The 25024-nt window shown below is 52.9% G+C and carries 25 protein-coding genes, 3 tRNA genes and 1 other RNA gene; 13 read left to right on the forward strand and 16 right to left on the reverse strand.

From position 1 onward, the window contains the following. Positions 1 to 93: 93 nt before the first annotated feature. The 4 genes from FDX11_RS21995 to FDX11_RS22010 all read left to right on the forward strand — a co-directional run bounded on the left by FDX11_RS21995 (position 94) and on the right by FDX11_RS22010 (position 527). Positions 94 to 169, forward strand: a tRNA-Val gene (locus FDX11_RS21995). Between the two features lie 46 nt (positions 170 to 215). After that, positions 216 to 291, forward strand: a tRNA-Val gene (locus tag FDX11_RS22000). 4 nt (positions 292 to 295) lie between these two features. Further along, positions 296 to 371, forward strand: a tRNA-Lys gene (locus tag FDX11_RS22005). Between the two features lie 22 nt (positions 372 to 393). Then, positions 394 to 527, forward strand: a non-coding RNA gene (locus FDX11_RS22010) — RtT sRNA. Positions 528 to 675: 148 nt separating this feature from the next. On the opposite strand, the gene FDX11_RS22015 is transcribed toward FDX11_RS22010, so the two are convergent. The 3 genes from FDX11_RS22015 to xapA all read right to left on the reverse strand — a co-directional run bounded on the left by FDX11_RS22015 (position 676) and on the right by xapA (position 3809). Further along, positions 676 to 1560 carry a LysR family transcriptional regulator gene (locus FDX11_RS22015; protein WP_137398538.1) on the reverse strand — a complete coding sequence of 295 codons (885 nt, stop codon included), beginning with the start codon at positions 1558 to 1560 and terminating at the stop codon, positions 676 to 678. A 101-nt stretch (positions 1561 to 1661) separates the two neighbouring features. Then, positions 1662 to 2918 (reverse strand): nucleoside permease, encoded by a 1257-nt coding sequence (locus FDX11_RS22020; protein ID WP_042306957.1) that lies wholly within the window; start codon positions 2916 to 2918, stop codon positions 1662 to 1664. Positions 2919 to 2975: 57 nt separating this feature from the next. After that, on the reverse strand, positions 2976 to 3809 hold the full coding sequence (xapA, locus tag FDX11_RS22025) for a xanthosine phosphorylase (RefSeq protein ID WP_042306955.1): 834 nt from the start codon (positions 3807 to 3809) through the stop codon (positions 2976 to 2978). A 290-nt stretch (positions 3810 to 4099) separates the two neighbouring features. On the opposite strand from xapA, the gene FDX11_RS22030 reads away from it, so the two are divergent. Next, entirely contained in the window at positions 4100 to 4441 is a 342-nt protein-coding gene (locus FDX11_RS22030; protein WP_137398539.1) for a FlxA-like family protein, read from the forward strand. Here FDX11_RS22030 and FDX11_RS22035 read toward each other — a convergent pair. Continuing rightward, complete coding sequence (locus FDX11_RS22035) at positions 4432 to 5358, reverse strand: LysR family transcriptional regulator (RefSeq protein WP_042306952.1); 927 nt, start codon at positions 5356 to 5358, stop codon at positions 4432 to 4434. The genes FDX11_RS22030 and FDX11_RS22035 overlap by 10 nt on opposite strands. An 89-nt stretch (positions 5359 to 5447) precedes the next feature. Between FDX11_RS22035 and FDX11_RS22040 the strand changes: the two genes are divergently transcribed. Beyond that, complete coding sequence (locus FDX11_RS22040; protein WP_042306950.1) at positions 5448 to 6446, forward strand: bile acid:sodium symporter family protein; 999 nt, start codon at positions 5448 to 5450, stop codon at positions 6444 to 6446. On the opposite strand, the gene FDX11_RS22045 is transcribed toward FDX11_RS22040, so the two are convergent. The 3 genes from FDX11_RS22045 to zipA form a co-directional block, all read right to left on the reverse strand. Further along, positions 6443 to 6661, reverse strand: coding sequence for a DUF3820 family protein (locus tag FDX11_RS22045; RefSeq protein ID WP_003038102.1), 219 nt, complete (start codon positions 6659 to 6661; stop codon positions 6443 to 6445). The two genes, FDX11_RS22040 and FDX11_RS22045, sit on opposite strands and share 4 nt — an antisense overlap. A gap of 1 nt (position 6662) precedes the next feature. Beyond that, positions 6663 to 8678: an NAD-dependent DNA ligase LigA gene (gene ligA, locus FDX11_RS22050; protein ID WP_042306947.1), complete on the reverse strand. Its 2016-nt coding sequence runs from the start codon at positions 8676 to 8678 to the stop codon at positions 6663 to 6665. Positions 8679 to 8749: 71 nt separating this feature from the next. Next, positions 8750 to 9763 carry a cell division protein ZipA gene (gene zipA / locus FDX11_RS22055; RefSeq protein WP_042306945.1) on the reverse strand — a complete coding sequence of 338 codons (1014 nt, stop codon included), beginning with the start codon at positions 9761 to 9763 and terminating at the stop codon, positions 8750 to 8752. A 230-nt stretch (positions 9764 to 9993) separates the two neighbouring features. Between zipA and cysZ the strand changes: the two genes are divergently transcribed. From cysZ to crr, 5 genes are all read left to right on the forward strand, one after another. Further along, complete coding sequence (cysZ, locus tag FDX11_RS22060) at positions 9994 to 10755, forward strand: sulfate transporter CysZ (RefSeq protein WP_137398540.1); 762 nt, start codon at positions 9994 to 9996, stop codon at positions 10753 to 10755. 163 nt (positions 10756 to 10918) lie between these two features. Continuing rightward, complete coding sequence (gene cysK, locus FDX11_RS22065) at positions 10919 to 11890, forward strand: cysteine synthase A (RefSeq protein ID WP_137398541.1); 972 nt, start codon at positions 10919 to 10921, stop codon at positions 11888 to 11890. A gap of 383 nt (positions 11891 to 12273) precedes the next feature. Then, complete coding sequence (gene ptsH / locus FDX11_RS22070; RefSeq protein ID WP_002913505.1) at positions 12274 to 12531, forward strand: phosphocarrier protein Hpr; 258 nt, start codon at positions 12274 to 12276, stop codon at positions 12529 to 12531. A gap of 45 nt (positions 12532 to 12576) precedes the next feature. Further along, on the forward strand, positions 12577 to 14304 hold the full coding sequence (gene ptsI, locus FDX11_RS22075; RefSeq protein WP_003038080.1) for a phosphoenolpyruvate-protein phosphotransferase PtsI: 1728 nt from the start codon (positions 12577 to 12579) through the stop codon (positions 14302 to 14304). A gap of 40 nt (positions 14305 to 14344) precedes the next feature. Continuing rightward, positions 14345 to 14854, forward strand: coding sequence for a PTS glucose transporter subunit IIA (gene crr, locus FDX11_RS22080; protein WP_000522253.1), 510 nt, complete (start codon positions 14345 to 14347; stop codon positions 14852 to 14854). A 62-nt stretch (positions 14855 to 14916) separates the two neighbouring features. Here the strand turns inward: crr and FDX11_RS22085 are convergent, their stop codons facing one another. Beyond that, positions 14917 to 15156, reverse strand: a complete 240-nt coding sequence (locus tag FDX11_RS22085) for a hypothetical protein (RefSeq protein ID WP_038642483.1) — start codon at positions 15154 to 15156, stop codon at positions 14917 to 14919. Beyond that, complete coding sequence (gene pdxK / locus FDX11_RS22090; RefSeq protein WP_061382161.1) at positions 15153 to 16019, reverse strand: pyridoxine/pyridoxal/pyridoxamine kinase; 867 nt, start codon at positions 16017 to 16019, stop codon at positions 15153 to 15155. The genes FDX11_RS22085 and pdxK overlap by 4 nt, the downstream gene beginning before the upstream one ends. Before the next feature lie 82 nt (positions 16020 to 16101). On the opposite strand from pdxK, the gene ptsJ reads away from it, so the two are divergent. Beyond that, on the forward strand, positions 16102 to 17394 hold the full coding sequence (gene ptsJ / locus FDX11_RS22095; RefSeq protein ID WP_137398542.1) for a transcriptional regulator PtsJ: 1293 nt from the start codon (positions 16102 to 16104) through the stop codon (positions 17392 to 17394). 13 nt (positions 17395 to 17407) lie between these two features. After that, complete coding sequence (locus tag FDX11_RS22100) at positions 17408 to 18124, forward strand: type 1 glutamine amidotransferase (RefSeq protein ID WP_137398543.1); 717 nt, start codon at positions 17408 to 17410, stop codon at positions 18122 to 18124. An 81-nt stretch (positions 18125 to 18205) separates the two neighbouring features. Here the strand turns inward: FDX11_RS22100 and cysM are convergent, their stop codons facing one another. The 7 genes from cysM to murR form a co-directional block, all read right to left on the reverse strand. Further along, positions 18206 to 19117, reverse strand: coding sequence for a cysteine synthase CysM (gene cysM, locus FDX11_RS22105; RefSeq protein ID WP_079226145.1), 912 nt, complete (start codon positions 19115 to 19117; stop codon positions 18206 to 18208). A 67-nt stretch (positions 19118 to 19184) separates the two neighbouring features. Beyond that, the gene (gene cysA, locus FDX11_RS22110; protein ID WP_003038066.1) at positions 19185 to 20282 is read right to left on the reverse strand and encodes a sulfate/thiosulfate ABC transporter ATP-binding protein CysA; all 1098 of its coding nucleotides are present in this window, start codon (positions 20280 to 20282) and stop codon (positions 19185 to 19187) included. Then, positions 20272 to 21147 (reverse strand): sulfate/thiosulfate ABC transporter permease CysW, encoded by an 876-nt coding sequence (gene cysW / locus FDX11_RS22115; RefSeq protein WP_042306930.1) that lies wholly within the window; start codon positions 21145 to 21147, stop codon positions 20272 to 20274. Before cysW ends, cysA begins: the two co-directional genes overlap by 11 nt. Then, positions 21147 to 21980 carry a sulfate/thiosulfate ABC transporter permease CysT gene (gene cysT / locus FDX11_RS22120; protein WP_038642497.1) on the reverse strand — a complete coding sequence of 278 codons (834 nt, stop codon included), beginning with the start codon at positions 21978 to 21980 and terminating at the stop codon, positions 21147 to 21149. Before cysT ends, cysW begins: the two co-directional genes overlap by 1 nt. Beyond that, positions 21981 to 22997 carry a sulfate ABC transporter substrate-binding protein gene (locus FDX11_RS22125; protein ID WP_137398544.1) on the reverse strand — a complete coding sequence of 339 codons (1017 nt, stop codon included), beginning with the start codon at positions 22995 to 22997 and terminating at the stop codon, positions 21981 to 21983. A gap of 157 nt (positions 22998 to 23154) precedes the next feature. Continuing rightward, the gene (ucpA, locus tag FDX11_RS22130; protein WP_042306926.1) at positions 23155 to 23946 is read right to left on the reverse strand and encodes an SDR family oxidoreductase UcpA; all 792 of its coding nucleotides are present in this window, start codon (positions 23944 to 23946) and stop codon (positions 23155 to 23157) included. Between the two features lie 117 nt (positions 23947 to 24063). Next, positions 24064 to 24927, reverse strand: a complete 864-nt coding sequence (gene murR / locus FDX11_RS22135; protein WP_061382165.1) for an HTH-type transcriptional regulator MurR — start codon at positions 24925 to 24927, stop codon at positions 24064 to 24066. Positions 24928 to 25024: the final 97 nt, after the last annotated feature.

Here is a 25024-nt window from a genome sequence, read left to right on the forward strand (position 1 = left end):
CCCTTACAAGGAGGGGGTCGGCGGTTCGAGCCCGTCATCACCCACCAACTACTTTATGTAGTCTCCGCCGTGTAAAACAAGAAATTGAGAAGTGGGTGATTAGCTCAGCTGGGAGAGCACCTCCCTTACAAGGAGGGGGTCGGCGGTTCGATCCCGTCATCACCCACCACTTTCTCGCCAGCTGGATTTCTTGTTAAAATGTGAAGTACCGAAGTGGGTGATTAGCTCAGCTGGGAGAGCACCTCCCTTACAAGGAGGGGGTCGGCGGTTCGATCCCGTCATCACCCACCACTTCGGGTCGTTAGCTCAGTTGGTAGAGCAGTTGACTTTTAATCAATTGGTCGCAGGTTCGAATCCTGCACGACCCACCAATGTAAAAAGGCGCCCTAAAGGCGCCTTTTTGCTATGCGCAAAATTCAACGATTCGAACCTGCAGCAGGTTCGGGTCGAACGTAGTGAGACAACGGAGCCGTTTACGGCGACGGCCCGAAGGGCGAGCGAAGCGAGTCATCCTGCACGACCCACCAATGTAAAAAGGGCGCTGGCGGCGCCTTTTTGCTATCTGCAATATGGAAGATTCGAACCTGCTTGCCTGATGCGCTTCGCTTATCAGGCCTACAGGCAACACCGCACGCGTAGGCCGGATAAGACGTTAGTCGCCATCCGGCGCAGACATCATACCGTCAACGCCGCCACCAGTTTCTCCAGTGCTGGCGTTGCCTGCAGTTGGTCATACACAATATACAAATCTGCCGGAATACGTTCCTCTAACGGACGGAACACCACACCCGGCCAGCTCATCTGCGCATAACTGTCTGCAATCAACGTAATTCCAACCCCCATACTGATCATCGCCAACACCGTTTGCGGCTCCTTCACCTCGCGAATAATCATTGGCGAAAATCCGGCGCTTTGGCAAACGCGCTGTAAAAATGCCCAGTCGGTATGAATGGACGGCATCGTGACAAAATATTCGTTCAGCAATGCTTCCAATGGTATCGCGGCAAGTTCAGCCAGGGGATGCTCTTCTGGCATCGCCACCAGAAAAGAGGATTCGTGCAAACGCAGGCTGGTGAATCCAGGCGAAGGTTCTGTCGCCATCCGCCAAATTCCCGCATCCAGCTCACGTCGTTCCAGCATCGTCATCTGCATGGCAGGCATATTCTCGCGAAACAGCACTTCAACATTAGGGTTATCTTTTAAGAAACGCCGCATTACTGGACGCATTTTTCCCCACATCGCCGTACCGATAACACCGAGCTCAATCCGCCCTGCGTCTCCGCGACCAATCTGCTCCACTCGCGCCAGCGCCTGATTCGCACTGGATAGCAATCGGCGCGACTCTTCCATCAAAATTTTTCCGGCGTGAGTTAAGGCTACACTGCGAGAATGTCGGATAAATAGCAAAGTGCCGAGCTGTTGTTCCAGCTCTTTAATATGCGTACTGAGCGGTGGTTGCGACATATTCAGGCGAGCAGCAGCGCGTCCAAAATGCAGTTCTTCTGCGACAGCAAGAAAATAACGCAGTAACTTCAGATCGATACGGTGCGTGCGTTCCATGGATAGTGCGCTCCTGAGGACAAAGGATAATGCGCAAAGTTACCACATCGCAGCGCAGAACATGAAACGGCAGGTATCAGGACCCCGCCGCTAATGTCACGTTAATGTGCCAGTGATTTCTGCACCCGCCGTTCAGGGTCATGTTTATATTTGAAGAACAACGCAAAGATAACCGCAAGCGCTAACGCATACGCGGCAAACACCAGCCAGATGGTTTGCCAATCCTTAACGCCATCGACAGAGAAGTAATCTACCGCCATCCCGCTCAGGATTGAACCCACCCAAGCGCCCACGCCGTTGACCATCGTCATAAATAGCCCCTGCGCACTGGCGCGAATGTTAGAACTCACTTCCTGCTCTACAAACACCGATCCTGAAATATTGAAGAAATCAAACGCGCAACCGTAGACAATCATCGACATCAGCAGCATAACAAAGCCGACCGGGGACGGATCGCCAAAGGCAAAAAAACCAAAGCGCAGCGTCCACGCCAGCATGCTCATTAGCATTACCGTTTTAATACCAAAGCGTTTGAGGAAGAACGGGATGGTGAGGATAAAGCCCACTTCCGCCATCTGCGAAACTGAAAGCAGGATAGAGGGATACTTCACCACAAAACTGTCGGCAAACTCAGGATTACGGGCAAAATCATGCAGGAACGGATTGCCGAAAACATTAGTGATTTGCAGTACCGCCCCCAACATCATCGCAAACAAAAAGAAGATAGCCATGCGTGGATTTTTAAACAAAACAAAAGCATCCAGCCCAAGCTTGCTGGCAAGCGTTGTGTTCGCTTTCTTCTCTGCAACCGGAATTTTCGGCAACGTCAACGCATACAGCGCCAGCAATAACGATGCGCCAGAAGCGATATACAGTTGCGCACTGCTCAGCTCCAGCCCCATCAGGCTCACCGTCCACATGGCCACAATAAACCCTATAGTGCCAAACACGCGAATGGGGGGGAAAGCGGTGACCGGATCCTGACCCGATTGTGCAAGGCATGAGTATGAGACGCTGTTCGATAACGCAATCGTCGGCATATATGCCATCGCGTTAACCAACATCACCCAAAACATCGTCTGGGGATCGGTAACGGTGGTGGCGTATAGCAACACCCCCGCGCAGACCAGATGGCAAAGCATGTAGGCGCGTTCGGCGCGTAGCCATTTATCGGCGATGATCCCCATTATGCCCGGCATGATAATCGCCGCCAGCCCTTTTGAACTGTAGACCATACCCACATTCGCGCCGGTAAAATCCAGGGTATTAATCATGTAAGAACCCAGGGTAACCAGCCAACTCCCCCAGATGAAATATTGCAAAAACGACATGAGCTTTAAGCGAGATGCGATACCCATTTTTCCGTTCCTTGCCAAAAAAGTAAGACCCCGCAAGCGGGGTCATTTTCTAATTATTCAGGCCAGTTTGCGCAAAAAGCCGCAGATCAGATTGATAAAGTTCTGCCGGGAGAGTTCCGCTGCCGCCAGCGTCTGCGCGTGAGATAATTTCACATCGCCCAACCCTTCAGCCAGGTTAGTGATAGCTGCGACCGCAACCACTTTCAGACCGCAGTGGCGTGCAGAGATAACTTCAGGCACCACCGACATCCCCACCACATCGCCACCAATGATTTGCATCATGCGAATTTCTGCCGCGGTTTCAAAATTTGGCCCCGGATAAGAGACAAATACGCCTTCGCTCAGCGGGAAACCTTCTTCTGCGGCAACGGTTTGTAGAATTGCACGATATTCAGCATCATAGGCATTCGCCAGCGAAAAGAATCGCTCGCCAAAACGCTCATCGTTAAGTCCCACCATCGGTGTACCAGGCATCGTATTGATGTGATCGCTAAGCGCAACCAGACTACCTGGCCCAACTTCAGGGCGGAGGGAGCCTGCGGCATTAGTACAAAATAACAGTTCACAGCCCAGCAGCTTCAGTGTGCGAATGGCATCGGTCATCACCGTCATACCGCGCCCTTCATAAAAATGCCCGCGACCTTTCATACAGGCCACCGGTACGCCCGCCAGATTTCCCAGCACAAGTTCACCGGCATGACCGTGAACGGTGCTCACCGGGAACCCGGGAAGCTTCTCGTAAGAGATGGCCACCGCATCCTCAATTTGATCCGCCAACGCGCCCAGGCCTGAGCCAAGAATAAAAGCGACACGTGGAGTGAAATCCGGCTTATAGCTACGAATAATATCGGCGCTGTACCAGGGATTTTGCGAGAAAAGAGAGTGGCTCATGAGATATCCTTAATACTGAGTAATCGAAATAACGTCACGTACCGGACTGTTATAGCGGGACTACGCAATCGATTACCAATACCGTTTATCCCGATAAGCGATAGTAAATCTGTATCGATGAGTTGCACTAAATCAGCTTGAAATCACATTATTTTCGAGCCAGAAATGGCACAGGAATACAGATACATGAAGGTTTGGGATTTTAATGATTAAACTCCACTCTGCCGTATTGTCGCTGAAGTTCTGTTCGCTGATGCCGATACTCATGTTTTATGGCACGAGGAATCCGTATGACAACTATCAACGTTTCCACCCCAACTGTTCAAAGCAGTAGCGGCGGTGGAAAAGCACCAGCCGGGAATGACATCTCCGCACAGATTGCACAAATCACCCAAAAGATAACCAAGCTAACCCAGCAGCTCAAAGATATCCCCAATAGCAGTGGCAGTGTTGAGCAGAAACGCGAGCAGCAGGAGCTTATTCAGACTCAAATCAAGATGTTACAAGCACAGCTGGCTCAGTTGTTGCGCCAGCAGGCCGAGGAGTCACAGCAAAAGCAAAGCGCCGATCAAAGAAAAGCTGAGGGCGTCAACAATGCTACCGGCCAACATCAGGTCGATATTTATATCTGATACAACGGATCTCGGGCACGACCGGCGGTTAATTCACTGGCCTGCATCCGCACTACGTCCCACAGCGCCTGGGCTGCAGTCGATAAAGAACGATTTTTACGTCGTGCCAGCATCAATTGTCGTTCCACCACCGGCGTCAGGCGTTTTACCTGCAAATGGCTGCCCTGTGGCAGAGGAAGCGCCAGCGCGGGCAGTACGCTGATACCAATGCCCGCCTCTACCATCGGAAACAACGTAGCCGGGTGACCAATCTCCTGAACAATATTGGCATCAATCGAAAAGTGGGCCAGCGCCGCATCGATCAGCGGTCGACTGCCGGAAGCGTAATCCTGTAGCACCAGACGCTCATGATAGAGATCCTGCCAGTTTACCCATTCCCGCTGGGCTAACGGATGATCCTGCCGACACAGCAACAGGAAAGGTTCGGACAGTACGGCTTCACACTGCAGATCGGTCACAGCACCAGGATCAATCACAATGCCAAAATCGACTTCTCCCTGGCGAATGCTTTCCAGCACCCACTGCTGTGGCCTGTCGTGCAGCACAAAATCGATCGCAGGATAAAGCTGATTACTCTGGGCAATACACTGTGGAATCAGGTGCGCGGAGATCGTCTGGCTGGCGGCAACGCGCACCGTTCCGGTTAACTGTGTCCCCACCTGGCCTGCTTCACGCAGGGTGCTGTGCAGTTCATCCAGAATACGCTCCAGTCGTGCCGCCAACTGATGCCCGGCTTCTGTCAGTACCACTTCTCGCGTTGTTCTATCTAATAATCGGACGCCCGTCTGCCCTTCCAGCTCTTTAACGCTATGGCTGACTGCCGACTGGCTTAAGCCAATGATATCCCCCGCCCGGCTAAAACTTTTAGCCTGAGCGACGGTAACAAAAATACGGAGCTGACGCAGAGAGTAATTCATCTATTCGATTCATATATGGATGCAATAAATCAATTTTATTTCTCAAACGGAAAAACGCAAAATGTTCCTACCGAATTTCAGGAGCTTTTATGAAACTATTTCGTATTCTTGATCCGTTCACGATAACGCTAATTACCGTCGTTTTACTGGCTTCCTTTTTCCCGGCCGAGGGCGGTTTTGTCCCTTTTTTTGAAGGCTTAACCACCGCCGCCATTGCCCTGCTGTTTTTTATGCACGGGGCAAAGCTGTCGCGTGAGGCCATTATTGCCGGTGGTAGCCACTGGCGTTTGCATCTGTGGGTCATGTGCAGCACTTTCGTCGTCTTCCCGGTATTGGGTGTTCTGTTCGCGTGGTGGGCACCGGTCAATGTTGACCCGATGCTGTATTCCGGTTTCCTGTATCTGTGTATTTTGCCGGCCACGGTGCAGTCGGCCATCGCCTTTACATCGCTGGCCGGAGGTAACGTCGCCGCCGCCGTGTGCTCCGCTTCGGCCTCCAGCCTGCTGGGTATTTTCCTTTCACCACTGCTGGTAGGCCTGGTGATGAATATGCACGGCGCGGAAGGCAGCCTGGAGCAGGTGGGGAAAATTATGCTGCAACTGCTGCTGCCATTCGTGTTGGGACATCTTTCGCGTCCATGGATTGGTAACTGGGTATCACGACATAAAAAATGGATCGCCAAAACGGACCAATCCTCCATTTTACTGGTGGTGTACTCCGCCTTTAGCGAAGCCGTCGTTAACGGGATCTGGCACAAAGTAGGAATTGGCTCACTGCTTTTTATCAGCGTGGTCAGCATCGTTCTGCTGGCAATTGTGATTGGCATAAACGTCTTTGTTGCCCGGAAATGCGGCTTCAATAAAGCCGATGAAATCACCATTGTCTTCTGCGGTTCGAAAAAGAGCCTGGCGAATGGGATCCCAATGGCAAATATTCTGTTCCCGACTTCGGTGATTGGCATGATGGTGCTGCCGTTGATGATCTTCCATCAAATTCAGCTGATGGTCTGCGCCGTATTGGCCCGTCGCTACAAGCAACAGACGGACGCATTGCAGGCGCAGCAGAAAAGCCCCGCCGCAAAAGCTTAAAGCGGGCGTTTCAGGGGCTGCACCAGTTGCGTCAGCCCCTCAGTTTTAATCAGCAGCGTGATTTGCATCAGCTCGCCCAGTTTACCCGGCGGGAATTCATCCTTACGGGCAAACCACAGCAGATACTCTTCCGGGACATCAATCAGCCGACGCCCCTTATATTTGCCAAAGGGCATCACGGTGTTGGCGATTTCAACCAGCTGCTCTTTTTCCATCTCAGGCACCCAGTAAGCGGATCATTTCAGCTTCATCAATCACGCTAATACCGAGTTCCTGCGCTTTTGCCAGTTTCGAACCCGCCGCTTCGCCGGCAATAACCAGATCGGTTTTCTTCGACACGCTACCGGCCACTTTCGCGCCCAGTTCGGTCAACCGTGCTTTGGCGTCATCACGCGACATCAGGCTCAGGCTTCCGGTCAGCACCACCGTTTTGCCCGCGAAGGGGCTGTCGATTTCCTCAGCGTTGATAACCACTGGCGCGGGCCAGTGAATGCCCTGCGCCAGTAACTGGCCTATCACCTCGCGGTTGCTCTCTTCGGCAAAGAAATTAAACACGTGCGTCGCCACCACAATGCCGACATCCGGCACTTTTTGCAGCTCGTCAATAGAGGCCGCTTCCAGCGCTTCAAGCGTGCCGAAATACGCCGCCAGACCTGCGGCTGTGGCCTCGCCGACTTCACGAATGCCCAGCGCGTAGAGGAAACGGGCAAACGTCGTTTCTTTCGCTTTTTCCAGCGCATTCACCACGTTTTGCGCCGACTTCGGCCCCATCCGATCGAGCCCGGTCAGCTTGCCTGCCGTCAAGGTGAAGAGATCTGCTGGCGTATGGACATACTCTTTCTCGACCAGTTGATCGATAATTTTGTCGCCCATACCGTCAACGTCGAGCGCACGGCGGGAAACGAAATGTTTCAGCGATTCCTTACGCTGTGCCCCGCAAATCAGGCCACCGGTACAGCGAGCGACCGCTTCGCCTTCCACACGTTCAACATCAGACCCGCACACCGGACAATGCTGTGGAAACACGATTTCACGCGTCTCTTCCGGGCGCTCGGAAAGCACCACGTTGACGACCTGCGGGATCACATCGCCCGCCCGGCGAATAACGACTTTATCGCCAATACGCAACCCCAGACGATCGATTTCATCGGCATTATGCAGAGTGGCGTTACTGACCAGAACCCCGGCAACCTGAACCGGCTCAAGACGAGCGACGGGCGTAATCGCCCCGGTACGTCCGACCTGAAACTCAACCTCGCGTACAAAGGTCATCTGCTCCTGCGCCGGAAACTTAAAAGCCACTGCCCAGCGCGGCGCGCGAGCGACAAAGCCCAGTTGTTCCTGCAACGCCATGGAGTTGACTTTAATCACCACACCGTCAATATCGAAGCCCAACGTCGGTCGGTCTTCTTCAACCTTGTGATAGTAAGCGAGTACTTCCTCCGGTGAGTCACACAGCGCTACCCTGTCGCTTACCGGCAGTCCCCACTCTTTAAATTGCAGCAGACGGCCGAGGTGAGTATCAGGCAGCACGCCGCCTTCCAGCACACCAACGCCATAGCAGAAGAAAGTAAGCGGTCGCTTCGCCGTGATACGTGGATCAAGCTGACGTAATGACCCGGCTGCCGCGTTGCGCGGGTTAGCAAACACTTTATTGCCAGTGCGGCGGGCTTCTTCATTAATTTTTTCAAATCCGGCCTGTGGCAGGAACACTTCCCCGCGCACTTCCAGACGGGCGGGAATATTTTCGCCACGCAGTTTTAACGGGATCGCGCGGATAGTGCGCACGTTAGAGGTAATGTCCTCCCCCGTGGTGCCATCACCGCGCGTTGCGGCGCTGACCAGCACGCCGTTTTCATACAGGATACTGACCGCCAGGCCGTCCAGTTTCAGTTCACAGCACCAGGTCAGCTTATCGGTGCTCTTCAGTCGGTCCTGCACGCGCTTGTTGAAGGCGAGAAAACTCTCCTCATCAAACACGTTATCCAGCGACAGCATTGGCACTTCATGGCGAATCTGGCTGAACGCCGACAACGGAGCGGCGCCAACGCGTTGGGTTGGCGAGTCAGGGGTAACCAGGTCCGGGTGCAGCGCTTCCAGCTCGCGCAGTTCGCGCATCAGACGATCATATTCCGCATCGGGAATTTCCGGCGCGTCCATCACATGGTAGAGATACTCATGATGGCGAAGCGTGGTTCGCAGTTCTGTCAGTTGTTGTTCGATTGATTCCATATCGCACCATCAATGATAAAAAACCCCCGACAGGCGGGGGTTTAGCAAGGAGATGTCACGCCAGAAGTAAATCAGGCGTGAGATTCTTTAACTTCGCGGATGCGGTCCTGATATTCGCGCAGTTTCTGCGGCGTCATCATACGACGTTGATCGTCGAGCACCACACCGCCAACTTCATCAGCAATGTGCTGCGCGGACTGCAGCATCAGCTTAAAGTTTTGCAGCTCGTCGCCATAGGACGGAACCTGCATAAAAATAGTCACGCCAGGCGTGCTGAAGTCGCCCGTCATCTCCGGGTCAAACGTCCCAGGATTAACCATGTTGGCAAGACTGAACAGCGACGGACCACTACCATCCGGGCTCAAATGGCGATGGAAAATATTCATATCGCCAAATTTAAAACCGGCTTGCTGAATGCTGTTAAGCAGCACATCACCGTTGAGCTCGCTACCATGGTGGGCCGCAACGTTCATAATGATGACCGCTTCTTTACGCTGCGGTTTTTCTGCAACAGGCGCTTCTTCAACTACCGGCTCAGGCTGCGGTTGATGTTCAACGACAGGCTCTGCTGGCTGGAAGGTTTGTGGCGCAGGTTGCGGAGCCTGCTGCACCGGCTGCTGAACCTGAGGGGCAACAGGCTGATGCTGCACCGGCTGTTGCACCGGTTGCGGCTGAACAGGCTGATGTTGCACAGGCTGTTGCGGTTGAACAGGCTGAGGCGGCTGCTGAACATGCGGCGGCGGTACCGGCTCTTGTGCAGGCTGCTGCGCGGTTGGACGCGGCTGAGCAGACGCATAAGGCGGCTGGTACTGGTGTTGCGGCGACTGAGGAGGAACACCATGTTCCTGCGCGTTACCGGGAGCATGATTCACACGATGAACGCGAACTTCGCCCACGCCTTCGTCTTCCTCGACGTTGTCGTCGAACGAATCCTCGTCTTCACGTTTAGACTTCATGCGTTTCAGTGGGCGATCGCGGAATATAGAAGACCGCTCTTTACGGCTAGTCCAAAAACCATGTACCAGTAAAGCGATTATGGCGATCGCGCCAACAATGATTAATATCAGACGCAAATCCTGCATCATTATATTCTCTGTTGTTCTAACACCTTGCCACCACGGCAAACATTTACTCACTAAGAGTATTTGTCGATTACGCCAAGTGCAAGTGCACTCTTGGCTTTCACGGCATAAAGATGAACAAAATTGTGCTTTTTGCTGTTTTTTCGAACATTTCCGAACAGCTTAACGCTCAACAACCCGGTAAGATACACCAGGTTTACCAGAGCTTATATAACAAGGAGTATGTCCTGACCATGGTTTCATCATCTGCAGTTGTACCTCGCAGCGGCCTTTATTACTTTTCTCAGGGATGGAAGCTCATCTCCCAACCGGGCATTCGTCGGTTTGTTATTCTGCCTTTGCTGGTGAATATCCTGTTGATGGGCGGCGCGTTCTGGTGGTTATTTACCCAACTCGATAGCTGGATCCCCGCATTGATGAGCCACGTTCCAGACTGGCTGCAGTGGCTCAGCTATTTGCTGTGGCCAATTGTCACTATTTCCGTACTGTTAGTGTTCGGCTACCTGTTCTCCACCGTTGCCAACTGGATTGCCGCACCGTTTAACGGTTTACTGGCAGAACAACTTGAAGCACGCTTAACGGGCGCAACGCCACCCGACACTGGCGTTCTCGGCATCATGAAAGACGTTCCACGCATTATGAAGCGTGAATGGCAAAAGCTGGCGTGGTATCTCCCGCGCGCTTTCGTGTTGCTGATCCTCTATTTTATTCCCGGCATTGGACAGACCGTCGCCCCGGTGCTGTGGTTCCTGTTCAGCGCATGGATGTTGGCCATTCAGTATTGCGATTATCCGTTTGATAACCATAAGGTTCCCTTTAAGGAAATGCGCGTCGCGCTGCGTACGTGTAAAGTGACCAATATGCAGTTTGGCGCGTTGACCAGCCTTTTCACCATGATCCCGGTGCTGAATCTGTTCATTATGCCGGTGGCGGTTTGTGGCGCCACGGCGATGTGGGTAGACTGCTATCGTGCTAAGCACGCGTTATGGAAGTAATGCAAAAATGTGTAAAAGCGGGCTGGCTTATGCCCGCTCTTATTCCATACTGCAAGGCATTATTTCCCATCAGCATATAGATATGCGATTTCCTTACTTCCCCATACTTTCTCAACAGGTATGCTGAAGCGGTATCCCAATTTCATACAGTTAAGGACAGGCCATGAGTAAGATTTTTGAAGACAACTCGCTGACTATCGGTCATACGCCGCTGGTTCGACTGAACCGTATCGGTAACGGACGCATTCTGGCGAAGGTGGAATCACGTAACCCGAGCTTTAGCGTTAAATGCCGTATCGGTGCCAATATGATTTGGGATGCCGAAAAACGTGGGGTGCTGAAACCGGGCGTTGAGCTGGTTGAACCGACCAGCGGCAACACCGGGATTGCTCTGGCCTACGTTGCCGCCGCCCGTGGTTACAAACTGACTCTGACCATGCCGGAAACCATGAGCATTGAGCGCCGCAAGCTGTTAAAAGCGCTGGGCGCGAATCTGGTGCTGACCGAAGGCGTAAAAGGCATGAAGGGCGCGATCCAGAAAGCGGAAGAAATTGTGGCCAGCGATCCGGAAAAATTCCTGCTGCTGCAGCAGTTCAGCAACCCGGCCAACCCGGAAATCCACGAAAAAACCACCGGCCCGGAAATCTGGGAAGATACCGATGGCCAGGTTGATGTCTTTATTTCCGGCGTCGGCACCGGCGGTACGCTGACTGGCGTGACCCGTTACATTAAAGGCACCAAAGGTAAAACGGATCTGATCACCGTCGCGGTAGAACCGACCGACTCACCGGTTATCGCCCAGGCCCTGGCGGGCGAAGAACTCAAACCAGGCCCGCATAAAATTCAGGGTATCGGCGCAGGCTTCATTCCAGGTAACCTTGATCTGAAGCTTATCGATAAAGTCGTTGCTATCACCAACGATGAAGCTATTTCTACCGCGCGTCGCCTGATGGAAGAAGAAGGTATTCTGGCGGGGATCTCTTCCGGTGCTGCGGTTGCTGCCGCGCTTAAGCTCCAGGAAGATGAAACCTTTACCAATAAGAATATAGTGGTTATTCTACCGTCATCGGGTGAGCGTTATCTGAGCACTGCACTGTTTGCCGATCTCTTCACTGAGAAAGAACTGCAACAGTAATGCCAGCATGTTAAAAACGCGTAAAAAAGCACCCTTTTGGGTGCTTTTTTGTGGCCTGCTTCAAAGTTTCAACTCTCCTGGCATTGATTCAACCCGCCGGAACTGGTATTTAACCAAGCTAATTATTTTGATGCGCGAAATTAATCGTTACAGGAAAAGCGCTAGCTGAATCGATTTTATGATTTGGTTCAACTCTTCCTTTCGCTGCATAATGTTTAATGACGAACGAAACGTCAGCGGCAAGAAGTTGCCAGCAACGGATTGCACCGAACTCCTTTTGTGTCGCGTCCAGTTTACGCCGATGCTAACAATACAGGCTAAAGTTGAGCCGCCAGGCTAGACTTTAGTTCCACAACACTAAACCTATAAGTTGGGGAAATATAATGTTCCAGCAAGAAGTTACCATTACCGCTCCGAACGGTCTGCATACTCGCCCTGCTGCTCAGTTTGTTAAAGAAGCAAAAGGTTTTACTTCTGAAATTACTGTGACTTCCAACGGCAAAAGCGCTAGCGCCAAAAGCCTGTTTAAACTGCAGACTCTGGGCCTGACTCAGGGTACCGTTGTCACCCTGTCCGCAGAAGGTGAAGACGAGCAGAAAGCAGTTGAGCATCTGGTAAAACTGATGGCTGAACTCGAGTAAGTTCAACGAGTTCTTTTAAATATCAGTCACAAGTAAGGTAGGGTTATGATTTCAGGCATTTTAGCATCCCCGGGTATCGCTTTCGGCAAAGCATTGCTGCTGAAAGAAGACGAAATCGTCATTGACCGGAAAAAAATTTCTGCCGACAAGGTTGATCAGGAAGTTGAACGTTTTCTGAGCGGTCGTGCCAAGGCATCTGCGCAACTGGAAGCGATCAAAACCAAAGCTGGTGAAACGTTCGGTGAAGAAAAAGAAGCCATCTTTGAAGGGCATATCATGCTGCTCGAAGATGAGGAGCTGGAGCAGGAAATCATAGCCCTGATTAAAGATAAGCACATGACGGCTGATGCAGCTGCGCATGAAGTTATCGAAGGTCAGGCCACAGCCCTGGAAGAGCTGGATGATGAATACCTGAAAGAACGTGCGGCTGACGTACGTGACATCGGTAAACGCCTGCTGCGTAACATTCTGGGTCTGGCAATTATTGACCTGAGCGCTATCCAGGAAGAAGTTATCCTGGTTGCCGCAGACCTGACCCCGTCTGAAACCGCACAGCTGAACCTGAACAAGGTACTGGGTTTCATCACTGACGCGGGTGGACGTACTTCCCACACCTCCATTATGGCGCGTTCCCTGGAACTGCCTGCCATCGTCGGTACGGGTAGCGTCACCTCTCAGGTGAAAAACGACGATTATCTGATTCTGGATGCCGTAAACAACCAGGTTTACGTCAATCCGACCAACGACGTTATCGAGCAACTGCGTGCCGTTCAGGAGCAGGTTGCGACCGAGAAAGCGGAACTCGCAAAACTGAAAGATCTGCCGGCTATCACGCTGGACGGACATCAGGTTGAAGTTTGCGCCAACATCGGTACCGTTCGTGACGTTGAAGGCGCTGAACGTAATGGCGCCGAAGGTGTTGGTTTGTACCGCACCGAATTCCTGTTCATGGACCGTGAATCGCTGCCGACTGAAGAAGAACAGTTCGCTGCGTATAAAGCCGTGGCGGAAGCCTGTGGCTCTCAGGCGGTCATCGTCCGTACCATGGACATCGGCGGCGATAAAGAGCTGCCGTACATGAACTTCCCGAAAGAAGAGAACCCGTTCCTGGGCTGGCGCGCCGTGCGTATCGCCATGGATCGTAAAGAGATCCTGCGTGACCAGGTTCGCGCTATCCTGCGTGCCTCTGCTTTCGGTAAACTGCGCATCATGTTCCCGATGATCATCTCTGTTGAAGAAGTGCGTGCGCTGCGCAAAGAGATTGAAATCTACAAACAGGAACTGCGCGACGAAGGTAAAGCTTTTGACGAAAGCATTGAGATTGGCGTGATGGTGGAAACACCGGCTGCGGCAACAATTGCGCGTCATTTAGCCAAAGAAGTTGATTTCTTTAGTATCGGCACCAATGATTTAACGCAGTACACCCTGGCAGTTGACCGTGGTAATGATATGATTTCACACCTTTACCAACCGATGTCGCCATCTGTGCTGACGCTGATCAAGCAAGTTATTGATGCTTCTCATGCTGAAGGCAAATGGACTGGCATGTGTGGTGAGCTTGCAGGCGACGAACGTGCTACACTTCTGTTGCTGGGGATGGGTCTGGACGAATTCTCTATGAGCGCCATTTCTATCCCGCGCATTAAGAAGATTATCCGTAACACGAACTTCGAAGATGCGAAGGTGTTAGCAGAGCAGGCTCTTGCTCAACCGACAACGGACGAGTTAATGACGCTGGTTAACAAGTTCATTGAAGAAAAAACAATCTGCTAATCCACGAGATGCGGCCCAATTTACTGCTTAGGAGAAGATCATGGGTTTGTTCGATAAACTGAAATCTCTGGTTTCTGATGATAAGAAAGACACCGGAACTATTGAGATTGTTGCTCCGCTCTCTGGCGAGATCGTCAACATCGAAGACGTGCCGGATGTAGTTTTTGCTGAAAAAATCGTTGGTGATGGCATCGCTATCAAACCAACCGGTAATAAAATGGTCGCCCCTGTTGATGGCACCATCGGCAAAATCTTTGAAACCAACCACGCTTTCTCTATCGAATCCGACAGCGGCATTGAGCTGTTTGTTCACTTCGGTATTGATACCGTTGAACTGAAAGGCGAAGGCTTCAAGCGTATCGCTGAAGAAGGTCAGCGCGTTAAAGTGGGCGACCCGGTTATTGAATTCGATCTGCCGCTGCTGGAAGAAAAAGCCAAGTCTACCCTGACTCCGGTTGTTATCTCCAACATGGACGAAATCAAAGAGCTGATCAAACTGTCCGGTAGCGTGACCGTGGGTGAAACTCCGGTTATCCGCATCAAGAAGTAATTCTTGCCGCAGAGAAGAATGGCGCCAGATGGCGCCATTTTTTTATCTAACGGATGGCGGCGTTAAATTTGTGAGGTCATCGGCCGGTAACACGCCTCGCGCATCAGGATTTTCATCCCTTCCGGTCCACTTTCCAGCATCCGCCTTTCGGAATCAGACACCAGCAGTTCACAATCATACCCACCCGCAATACCAAACATCGCCCGCGCTACGCAAATATCTTCCAGCGCCTCTGTCCCACTGGTATCAAAATGCCCGACTAAACGTCCATGCTGGCGAACCACCAGCCGATAACTCTTCATCGCGCCTCCCCTGCCGGTGGCAGAATTAATTCATCACAACCGCACTGATGCGTCCAGCTCATGACGTCCAGCACGCGCTGCGCGGCATCGTATGCCGCCGTAGTCAGCGCTTTCCCCAGCACAATGCCGCTCACCAGTTCAGCACAGAACAGATCGCCGGTGCCTTTTAAATCCGTCTTCACCCGCAGGTGAGCGAACACCTCAACCGTTTCAGCCGTCACTACCGCCACATTAATAACTTCTTCGCTATCACCCGGCGCGCTGGTGATCACCACCCATTTCAGTGTGTCGCTAAGCAGAGATTTTGCCGCTGCGATTGCTTCATCAAGCGTACGACACGGCTTTCCGCTCAGCATTTGCAGCTCGAATACGTTCGGCGTCAGCCCCTGCGCCAGCGGCAGCAGACGTTGACGATAAGCCTCCGGGATTTCGGCTTTAACATACATACCGCTATCCGTATCGCCAATCACGGGGTCAACCAAAATGCACAGGTCCGGATGCGTGGCCCGAACGGTTTCCAGCCATTGTGCCAGCAAGGCGATTTGCTCCGCGCTGCCCATGTACCCTGTCGTCACCGCCTTTAGCTCGCGCAAGGCATCACGTTCGCTTAAGGCGCGGAGATAGCCGCTAAACCATTCGGGCGGAATAACGCCGCCATAAAAGGTTTCATAATGCGGGGTGTTACTGAACAGTACCGTGGGTACTGCCGTCACGCGTAATCCCTGCGCTTTAATGGCCGGCACAGCGATGCTGTTGCCTACGCTGCCATATACCACCTGTGACTGGACGGCGACGATATCGGTCTGTAATGCCCGATGCTTGTCGTCGAAGAGCACTGACTGAATATCACTCTCCTGCTCCATAAATTTCTCCTCTCGCTGGACAGCGCGCTTACGCCTCATTATTATCGTCATATGCTAAAATCCATTTTGTCATAGGTCAATAATGATCGACGGAAAAACCGCTAACGAAATTTTTGACAGTATCCGTCAACATGTTTCTACAGGCACGCTGGCAGCAGGAGAAACGTTGCCGCCAGTGCGGGAACTGGCAACGGAATTAAACGTGAACCGCAATACTGTCGCGGCGGCTTACAAACGTCTGGTCACCTCCGGGTTGGCACAGAGTCTGGGACGCAACGGCACGGTGATTAAGGGGATTACAACCCCCGTTGCGCTGGAAGGTGGTAACCCAGATACTCCACTAATCGATCTTTCCGGCGGTAATCCAGCGCCCTCACGGCTTCCTGACCTGAGTAGTTATTTCGCGAAGATAAATAAGAACCCGCGTTTGTATGGTGATGCAGCCGTCTCCCCAGGACTCAAGAGCTGGGCCACGCAATGGATGCAGGATGCGATACCGGGTCAGGGGGAAATTGATATCACCAGCGGCGCCATCGATGCCATTGAGCGGCTGCTATGTGCTCATTTACTGCCCGGCGATAGCGTGGCTGTAGAAGATCCGTGCTTTTTGAGTAGCATCAACATGCTGCGCTATGCCGGATTTACCGCCAGTCCAGTTAACGTCGACAGTGAAGGCATGCAACCCGCCATGCTGGAATGCGCATTACAGAAAGGCGCGCGGGCGGTGATTCTGACCCCGCGCGCTCATAACCCGACAGGATGCAGTCTGAACGCATCCCGCGCGGCGCAATTACAGGAAATCCTGGCTCGCTATCCGCAAACGCTGGTGATCGTCGACGACCACTTTGCGCTGCTGTCCGCTTGCCGCTGGTATCCGGTGATTGCGCAGGAAACTGTACACTGGGCGATTGTCCGTTCGATGTCGAAAACCTTAGGCCCGGATTTACGCCTGGCTATCGTAGCCAGCGATCCCGTCACATCCGGGAAACTGCGTTTACGGCTCAACTCCGGCAGTCAGTGGGTCAGCCATCTGCTGCAGGATTTAGCCTGCGCGTGCCTGAGTGACGAGACATATCAACACACGCTGGCACAAACGCAGCAGTTTTACGCCGTCCAGCAGCAAAAGCTGAATACGGCTCTGCGCCAACATGGCATTGAACTGCCCGTCGGTGACGGTCTGAATCTGTGGTTACCGCTGGCAGATCACAGTCAGGAGATCGCTTTTGCGCTGGCAAAGTCCGGCTGGCTGGTTCGCGAAGGCGAAGTTTTCGGCGTCAATACGCCTGCACACGGTTTACGCATTACGCTGTCAACATTAGAAGACAGCGACATTGATAAGCTGGCGGTTGATATTCATCAGGCGCTAAAGCGCTAACAGGAGAGAAAAAGTGCGAGTTCATTTTGTTATTCATGAGTCTTTTGAATCTGCTGGCGCGTACCTGCCGTGGGCCGAATCGCGCGGCTATACCATCACCTGGTCACGCGTATACGCTGGAGAAACAGTTCCCGCCAATGCCGATGGTTTCGATATGCTGGTCGTCTTTGGTGGCCCGCAGTCGCCCCGCACCACGCAGGAAGAGTGCCCGTACTTTGACTCTCAGGCTGAGCAGCATCTGATTAACCAGGCGATTTCGGCAAGAAAAATCGTGGTGGGGATCTGTTTGGGTTCGCAGTTAATTGGAGAAGCGCTGGGCGCGAAGGTGTGTCAAAGCCCGGAAAAAGAGATTGGGCACTACCCAATCGTCCTGACCGAGGCAGGCCAACAGCACCCGTTGTTCAGCCATTTCGGCTCATCGCTTATCGTCGGTCACTGGCACAACGACATGCCGGGGTTAACCGACCAGGCGATAATTCTTGCTACCAGTCAGGGCTGTCCGCGACAAATCGTGCAATACGGTAATTTCGTCTATGGTTTCCAGTGCCATATGGAGTTCACAGCTGACGCGATTGAAGGATTAATTCAGCACTCAGAGCAAGAGTTGGCTGAAGCCGAAGGGAAACGCTTCATCCGCCCGGTTGAAGAGATGCGCGCCTGGAACTACCAGCAGATGAATGAGAAGCTGTGGCAATTCCTGGATAAGCTGGTGGAAAAACGTAACGATTAATCATCCCTGGCCGGATAAAACATTATCCGGCCATCGTGCCAGGCAGTTACCTGATGGCGCTGCGCTTATCAGGCCAAAAAGTTAAATTCCCAGCCCCTGATTAAAGTGCTCTTCACCAAAGACGCCGGTCGAAAGGTAGCGATCGCCGCGATCGCAGATGATCGCCACAACTACCGCGCCGGGCGTGGCACGTGCAACGCGTAACGCGCCCGCGACCGCGCCGCCAGAGCTGACACCGCAGAAAATTCCTTCACACACGGCCAGTTCACGCATGGTATTTTCGGCATCATTCTGATGAATATCCAGCACCTCATCCACCAGCGAGGCGTTAAAAATGCCCGGCATATATTCCGCAGGCCAGCGGCGAATTCCCGGAATACTGCTGCCCTCTTCCGGCTGCAGGCCAACGATAGTGACCGGTTTTTCCTGCTCGCGCAGAAAACGCGACACGCCGGTAATGGTGCCGGTTGTCCCCATACTGGAGACAAAATGGGTGATGCGGCCTGACGTCTGCTGCCAGATTTCGGGTCCGGTGGTGGTGTAATGCGCGTACGGGTTATCGGGATTATTAAACTGATCGAGCAGTTTACCTTCTCCGCGCTCAGACATAGCGAGGGCTAAATCGCGCGCCCCCTCCATCCCCTGCTCTTTAGTGACCAGAATCAGCTCCGCGCCATAGGCACGCATTGCCGCCCGGCGTTCCTGGCTCATGTTGTCTGGCATCAGCAGCTTCATGCGGTAGCCCTTCAGCGCGGCGATCATGGCCAGCGCAATACCAGTATTGCCGCTGGTAGCCTCAATCAATACGTCACCCGGCTTAATTTCCCCACGCTTTTCCGCTTCAACAATCATCGACAGCGCAGCCCGGTCTTTCACCGAACCCGCAGGATTATTCCCTTCCAGCTTGACCCAAATTTCGCTGCCGTTATCCGGCGCCAGGCGTTGTAATTTCACCAGAGGCGTATTGCCAATTGTTTTTTCTAATGTGTTCACGTTTTCAGCTCGTAAAAAAGCCCGGTAAGCGTAGCGCCACCGGGCGATAACTATGCAAATTAACCTATCAGGCTGATTGCGCCAGGGCAAGTTCCTCTTCACGCGTTTCAATACGCTGGTCGCCGTTATACAAACGTGCATTTTGCAGTCCAACAAACAGCCGTTCACCGCGGCTCGGGGAATCATCGCCCTGCATGATGACCGTCAGCGGTTCGTTGTACCACCCGAGGGGTTGTACAACTAATTGGGTGTAGTGCCCCTTCGGACTGGCTTCCAGCACCTGCACCGGCAGCGGCGAATCCAGGCTGGTACGGCGGCTCACATCCACTTCCCATGGACGCAGGAACAGATCGACCGGTCCCTGATAGCCAGGTGTATAGCCCAACGGCCAGCGGTGTGCGCCCACGTGGAACTGTCCGCCACGAATCGTCCCCTGCAGGCGGTTAACCTCGCCCATAAACTCCAGCACAAAACGGGTGGCCGGTTCGCGCCAGACCTGATCCGGCGCATCGGCCTGTTCAATATGACCCTGACTCATCACCACTACGCGATCCGCAACTTCCGTCGCTTCTTCCTGATCGTGGGTGACAAACACGCTGGTGAACTTCAGTTCCTCGTGCAGCTGACGCAGCCAGCGGCGCAGTTCTTTACGCACCTGAGCGTCGAGCGCGCCAAACGGCTCGTCGAGCAGCAGGATCTGCGGCTCGACAGCCAGCGCACGCGCCAACGCCACACGCTGTTTCTGGCCACCGGAAAGCTGCGCCGGGAAACGATCTGCCAGATGAGCCAATTGCACCATCTCCAGCAGTTTGGTCACTTTGGCTTTGATCGCCGCCGCGTTCGGACGCTCACGCCGTGGCAGAACTGTCAGACCAAAAGCGATGTTGTCGAAAACGGTCATATGGCGAAACAGCGCATAGTGCTGAAACACAAACCCCACCTTACGGTCGCGGGCGTGCAAACGGCTGACATCGGTGCCGTGAAAACGAATATGCCCGCTGGACTGATGCTCCAGCCCGGCAATGATACGCAGCAGCGTGGTTTTTCCCGAACCGGATGGCCCCAACAGAGCCACCATTTGACCTGAAGGAATATCCAGCGAGATATCGTTCAGCACCTGGGTGCGACCAAAAGACTTCTTAATATTGGCAATCTCAATGCTCATGATTTTCCTCCTGCTGCGCGCGTTTCTCCTGGTTCTCCAGACGCCATTGCAACATGCTCTTCAAAAACAGGGTAATAATCGCCATCAGCGTCAACAGCGCGGCGGCGGTAAAGGAGCCGACGGCGTTATAGTCCTGCTCCAGTAATTCAATCTGTAGTGGTAAAGACAAGGTTTCGCCGCGAATCGAGCCGGAAACCACCGACACCGCGCCGAATTCACCTATCGCACGGGCGTTAGTCAGCACCACGCCATACAGCAACGCCCAACGGATATTCGGCAGCGTGACGCGGCGGAACATCTGCCAGCCGGAGGCACCAAGCAAAATCGCCGCTTCGTCTTCATTGCTGCCCTGACTTAACATTACCGGCACCAGTTCGCGCACCACAAACGGACAGGTCACGAACACCGTCACCAGCACCATCCCCGGCCAGGAGAACATAATTTGCAGGTTGTGTTCATCCAGCCAATCACCCAGCGGGCCGTTAGAACCATAAAACAGCAGATAGATCAGACCTGCGACCACTGGCGAGACGGCAAATGGAATATCCAGCAGCGTCAGCAGCAGTTGGCGTCCAGGGAAGTTGAAGCGAGTCACCAGCCAGGCCAGCAATACGCCGAATACCAGATTAACCGGCACCGCAATCAGCGCAATTAGCACCGTCAGCCAAATGGCATGCAGCATATCCGGGTCAGCCAGGTTCTGTAGTACCGGCATTAATCCCTTACTGAACGCCTGCACGAAGATATAAATCATCGGTACCAGCAAAATAAAGGTCGATACCAGCATGCCCGTGCCGATCAGAAACCATTTACCCCAGTTAATACGGGGTGCGTCATAGCGTTTCAATTGAGTAATGTCTGCCATCAGTGACCTACCACGCGTCGACCGAAGCGACTTTGCAGGGTGTTAATTGAAAACAGCAGCAACAACGACGCCCCGAGGATCACAGAAGCAATCGCGCTGGCGGCCGGGTAGTCAAACTCCTGCAAGCGAACAAAAATCATCAGCGAGGTCACTTCGGTTTTCCATGCGATGTTTCCGGCGATAAAAATAACCGCGCCAAACTCACCGAGGCTTCGGGTAAACGAGAGCGCAACGCCCGCCACCAGCGCGGGAGACAGCTCTGGCAGCACCACTTTACGAAAACTCTGCCAACGCGTGGCGCCGAGCGTTTCCGCCGCTTCTTCATATTCCGGGCCTAACTCTTCCAGCACTGGCTGTACGGTACGCACTACGAACGGAATGCTGGTAAAGGCCATCGCCACCGCGATGCCAAGCCAGGTATAGGTCACCTTAATGTCCAGCTTCGCCAGCCACTCGCCGTAGAAGCCATTGACCGAAAACAGCGACGCCAGCGTCAGGCCAGCTACCGCCGTAGGCAACGCAAACGGCAGGTCCATCAGCGCATCCAACAGCGTACGGCCCGGAAAGCGATAGCGGGTTAAGATCCACGCCATCAGCAAACCGAACACGCCGTTAAAAATTGATGCCACAAACGCCGACAGCAGTGTCACTTTATAAGCCGCTACCACCTGCGGATTGGTAATCACTTCCCAATACTGCGCCCAGCTCATTTGCGCCAGTTGCATGACCAGCGCACTAAGCGGCAGCAGCAATATCAGGCAAACGAACAATAAGCTGGTCCCGAGGCTTAAGGTGAAGCCGGGCAGCACGCGTCGGGAGGAAACAGCAAACATTTACTTACGCCCCGCCGCCAACAGTTTGTCCAGCTCGCCGCCGCTGACAAAGTGCGTTTTCATCACCTCAGGCCACGCGCCAAACTTGTCTTCGACGCGGAACAGTTCGGTTTGCGGGAATTTATCTTTCAGCTTGTCCATCACCTGCGGGTTGTTCACGCGGTAGTAGAAATCGGTAATGATGGTTTGCGCCTGTGGGCTGTACAGCCAGTTCAGGTACGCTTTCGCCGCTTTTTCAGTACCGTTGGCCTGCACATTTTTATCTACCCAGGCTACCGGGAATTCCGCCAGAATGTTGACCTTCGGCACCACCACTTCGAAACCCTGATCTTCATACTGTTTACGGATGTTGTTCACTTCCGATTCAAACGTGATCAGCACATCACCCAGACCGCGTTCAACAAAGGTGGTCGTTGCACCGCGACCGCCGGTATCAAACACTTCCACGTTTTTCAGAAACTGGGTCATAAACTGTTCGGTTTTGGCTTTATCACCACCGTCAGCTTTATCTGCCGCGCCCCACGCAGCCAGATAGGTATAACGCGCGTTACCGGAAGTCTTCGGGTTAGGGAAAATTAGCTTCACGTCCGGGCGAACCAGATCGTTCCATTCGTGGATATTCTTCGGGTTACCCTTACGCACCAAAAACGCCATGGTGGAATAGAATGGCGAGCTGTTATTCGGCAGTCGGCTTTGCCAGTCGGCGGGGATCAGCTTGCCTTTGTCATGCAGGATCTGCACGTCTGTCACCTGGTTATAGGTCACTACATCGGCCTTCAACCCTTGCAAAATCGCCAGCGCCTGTTTTGATGACCCGGCATGAGATTGTTTTATCGTCAGTTTGTCGCCGCCGTTATCCTTCGCCCATTGCTGTTCAAATGGCGGGTTAAGGGCGGCAAACAGCTCGCGGGAGACATCGTATGAACTGTTCAGCAGTTCCGCTGCCTGCGCCTGCCCCACCAGCAACAGCATTGCTGCCAGCGTCAGGGTTCTTTTTTTCAGTAAGTTAACGGCCATTGCGCACCCTTATAAATTTAATGACTTTCTTATGGTCATCATATTTATAACCAGTGCTAAAGGAGTAACGGTTTTATATACCGTTTGATGATTTGAAAGTTGAAAAGAGAATAAGGGGTACCTCCTCCCCATCGCGCGGGGAGGAGACCGGCATCAATCAGACGCCGACGCTAACGCTTTCAGGCAAGGTGCTACCGCCATCAATCACATTTTGCGTGCCAGTTAAATAACTGGACTCATCCGAGGCCAGGAACGCAGCCAGCTCACCAACTTCTAGCGGGCAGGCCAGACGACGCATCGGGATCGCTTTCGCCATTTCGGTTAATACAGATTCCGGATCGTCCGGATTGGACTGACGCGCAATATTTTCCGCCATCGGCGTGCGAACATAGCCTGGGCAAATGGCATTCACGCGAATACCGGACTGCGCATATTCCACCGCCAGCGATTTGGTTAAGCCGATAATCGCCGCTTTTGACATTGCGTAGGCCGTTTCGCCCGGATCGGCCACCATATCGCCAGTCACTGAGGACATCATCACGATACGCCCGTCTTTGCGATCAATCATCTCCGGCAGCACGGCTTTCGTTACGTTCCAGACGCCTTTGATATTGATATCAATATGGAAGTCGCGATCTTCATCGCTCATCTCAAGGAAGTTGCCGAGGCGACATACGCCGGCATTGTTGACCAGAATATCGATTTTGCCTTCAACCTTCTTCGCGCGTTTCACCGCTTCCGTGACCGAAGCAAAATCTCTGACATCCGCATGAACCGCAGTGCAGCGGTGACCGCGTCCTGCCAGCTCATCCGCCAGTTTTTCAATCTCATCGGAGATATCCAGCAGGATTAAGTTCGCGCCATGGCGGGCAAACGTTCTGGCGATCCCCTCGCCAATACCCTGAGATGCGCCCGTAATCAATGCTGTTTTGCCCGTGAGTTTTCCCATTTCAATATTCTCCTTTTGAATATGAAGCCTTCACTTCATTCACGCAGAAGATACAGCAATAACAAATTAGTGCTGAGGAATAGCTCACTAATTTAGGTAAATCCCGGGTCAAATACACTAGCTGCGGTCTAAACGATGAATCAACTCGCTACTGCGTTCAATCATACGCAGCGATTCCACATCATTCAGTTGCACCATGCCGACAAAAAGCAGGTCCGTTACCGAGTTCTGCGCGGTTCGGGTTGACATAGACGAACTGCGCCATTCAGTCTCACCGGAAACGGTATCCAGTGTGTAATCGGCCAGTCGCCGCAGCGGGGAATCGGCCAATGAGGTGATCGCAATGACCGTTGCTCCCTGCTTATGCGCGGCTTCAGCGCAAAGCACAATCTCTTTTTTCGAGCCGCTGTAGGAAATAGCGATTTGCACATCACCTTTGCGTAATGCCTGCGCAATTGTCGCCTGAACATGGGTATCGACCTCACAGGCAACGCGGCAGCCAATTTTCATCAGCTTAAAGGATAAATCGCGCCCGACCAGCGCGGATCCCCCAACCCCGGTAATCTGAATAAGTTGAGCCTGGCTGATAAGCTTAATCACCTGTGTCAGCCGATCGAAATCCATCAGGCTACAAGTCTCTTCAAGGGCGACTATTTTTTCCCTGTTCAGCTTACGGGCCATCACCTCCAGACTGTCTTCACTGGTGATTGTGCTGTGCAGATGCAGGGCCTTATTATGTTTCTTTTCCCGATTGGCGCTGTACTCCTCAATGAGCGCCATTCTGAGTTCAGTGAAGCCGTTCGCACCAAGCTTTTGAGCGAATTTCACAATACTCGACTGACTGACTTCCAACTGCTTCGCCATATTGCGGGAAGAAACTGTTTTCAGCTCGTCAACATGGGCTAAAAGGAAATTGGCAATTTTCTGCTCATTTTCCGTTAATTCTGCCTCTGCATTCCGCATCTTCGCCAGATACAACATATCTCTTTCACTCCCGTAATCATGGAATCATTAATTCCAACGCTCTGGCCGCAGGATACCACAAGCCTGGTGAGAATATGATAGCCCTCACAATATT

This window comes from Citrobacter sp. wls714, assembly GCF_005281025.1.
Classification (GTDB): domain Bacteria; phylum Pseudomonadota; class Gammaproteobacteria; order Enterobacterales; family Enterobacteriaceae; genus Citrobacter; species Citrobacter werkmanii.

Coding starts and splice junctions, on each gene's coding strand:
- FDX11_RS22015 (WP_137398538.1), bottom strand. CDS start 1,560: ATGGAACGCACGCACCGTATCGATCTGAAGTTACTGCGTTATTTTCTT.
- FDX11_RS22020 (WP_042306957.1), bottom strand. CDS start 2,918: ATGGGTATCGCATCTCGCTTAAAGCTCATGTCGTTTTTGCAATATTTC.
- xapA (WP_042306955.1), bottom strand. CDS start 3,809: ATGAGCCACTCTCTTTTCTCGCAAAATCCCTGGTACAGCGCCGATATT.
- FDX11_RS22030 (WP_137398539.1), top strand. CDS start 4,100: ATGACAACTATCAACGTTTCCACCCCAACTGTTCAAAGCAGTAGCGGC.
- FDX11_RS22035 (WP_042306952.1), bottom strand. CDS start 5,358: ATGAATTACTCTCTGCGTCAGCTCCGTATTTTTGTTACCGTCGCTCAG.
- FDX11_RS22040 (WP_042306950.1), top strand. CDS start 5,448: ATGAAACTATTTCGTATTCTTGATCCGTTCACGATAACGCTAATTACC.
- FDX11_RS22045 (WP_003038102.1), bottom strand. CDS start 6,661: ATGGAAAAAGAGCAGCTGGTTGAAATCGCCAACACCGTGATGCCCTTT.
- ligA (WP_042306947.1), bottom strand. CDS start 8,678: ATGGAATCAATCGAACAACAACTGACAGAACTGCGAACCACGCTTCGC.
- zipA (WP_042306945.1), bottom strand. CDS start 9,763: ATGATGCAGGATTTGCGTCTGATATTAATCATTGTTGGCGCGATCGCC.
- cysZ (WP_137398540.1), top strand. CDS start 9,994: ATGGTTTCATCATCTGCAGTTGTACCTCGCAGCGGCCTTTATTACTTT.
- cysK (WP_137398541.1), top strand. CDS start 10,919: ATGAGTAAGATTTTTGAAGACAACTCGCTGACTATCGGTCATACGCCG.
- ptsH (WP_002913505.1), top strand. CDS start 12,274: ATGTTCCAGCAAGAAGTTACCATTACCGCTCCGAACGGTCTGCATACT.
- ptsI (WP_003038080.1), top strand. CDS start 12,577: ATGATTTCAGGCATTTTAGCATCCCCGGGTATCGCTTTCGGCAAAGCA.
- crr (WP_000522253.1), top strand. CDS start 14,345: ATGGGTTTGTTCGATAAACTGAAATCTCTGGTTTCTGATGATAAGAAA.
- FDX11_RS22085 (WP_038642483.1), bottom strand. CDS start 15,156: ATGAAGAGTTATCGGCTGGTGGTTCGCCAGCATGGACGTTTAGTCGGG.
- pdxK (WP_061382161.1), bottom strand. CDS start 16,019: ATGGAGCAGGAGAGTGATATTCAGTCAGTGCTCTTCGACGACAAGCAT.
- ptsJ (WP_137398542.1), top strand. CDS start 16,102: ATGATCGACGGAAAAACCGCTAACGAAATTTTTGACAGTATCCGTCAA.
- cysA (WP_003038066.1), bottom strand. CDS start 20,282: ATGAGCATTGAGATTGCCAATATTAAGAAGTCTTTTGGTCGCACCCAG.
- cysW (WP_042306930.1), bottom strand. CDS start 21,147: ATGGCAGACATTACTCAATTGAAACGCTATGACGCACCCCGTATTAAC.
- cysT (WP_038642497.1), bottom strand. CDS start 21,980: ATGTTTGCTGTTTCCTCCCGACGCGTGCTGCCCGGCTTCACCTTAAGC.
- FDX11_RS22125 (WP_137398544.1), bottom strand. CDS start 22,997: ATGGCCGTTAACTTACTGAAAAAAAGAACCCTGACGCTGGCAGCAATG.
- ucpA (WP_042306926.1), bottom strand. CDS start 23,946: ATGGGAAAACTCACGGGCAAAACAGCATTGATTACGGGCGCATCTCAG.
- murR (WP_061382165.1), bottom strand. CDS start 24,927: ATGTTGTATCTGGCGAAGATGCGGAATGCAGAGGCAGAATTAACGGAA.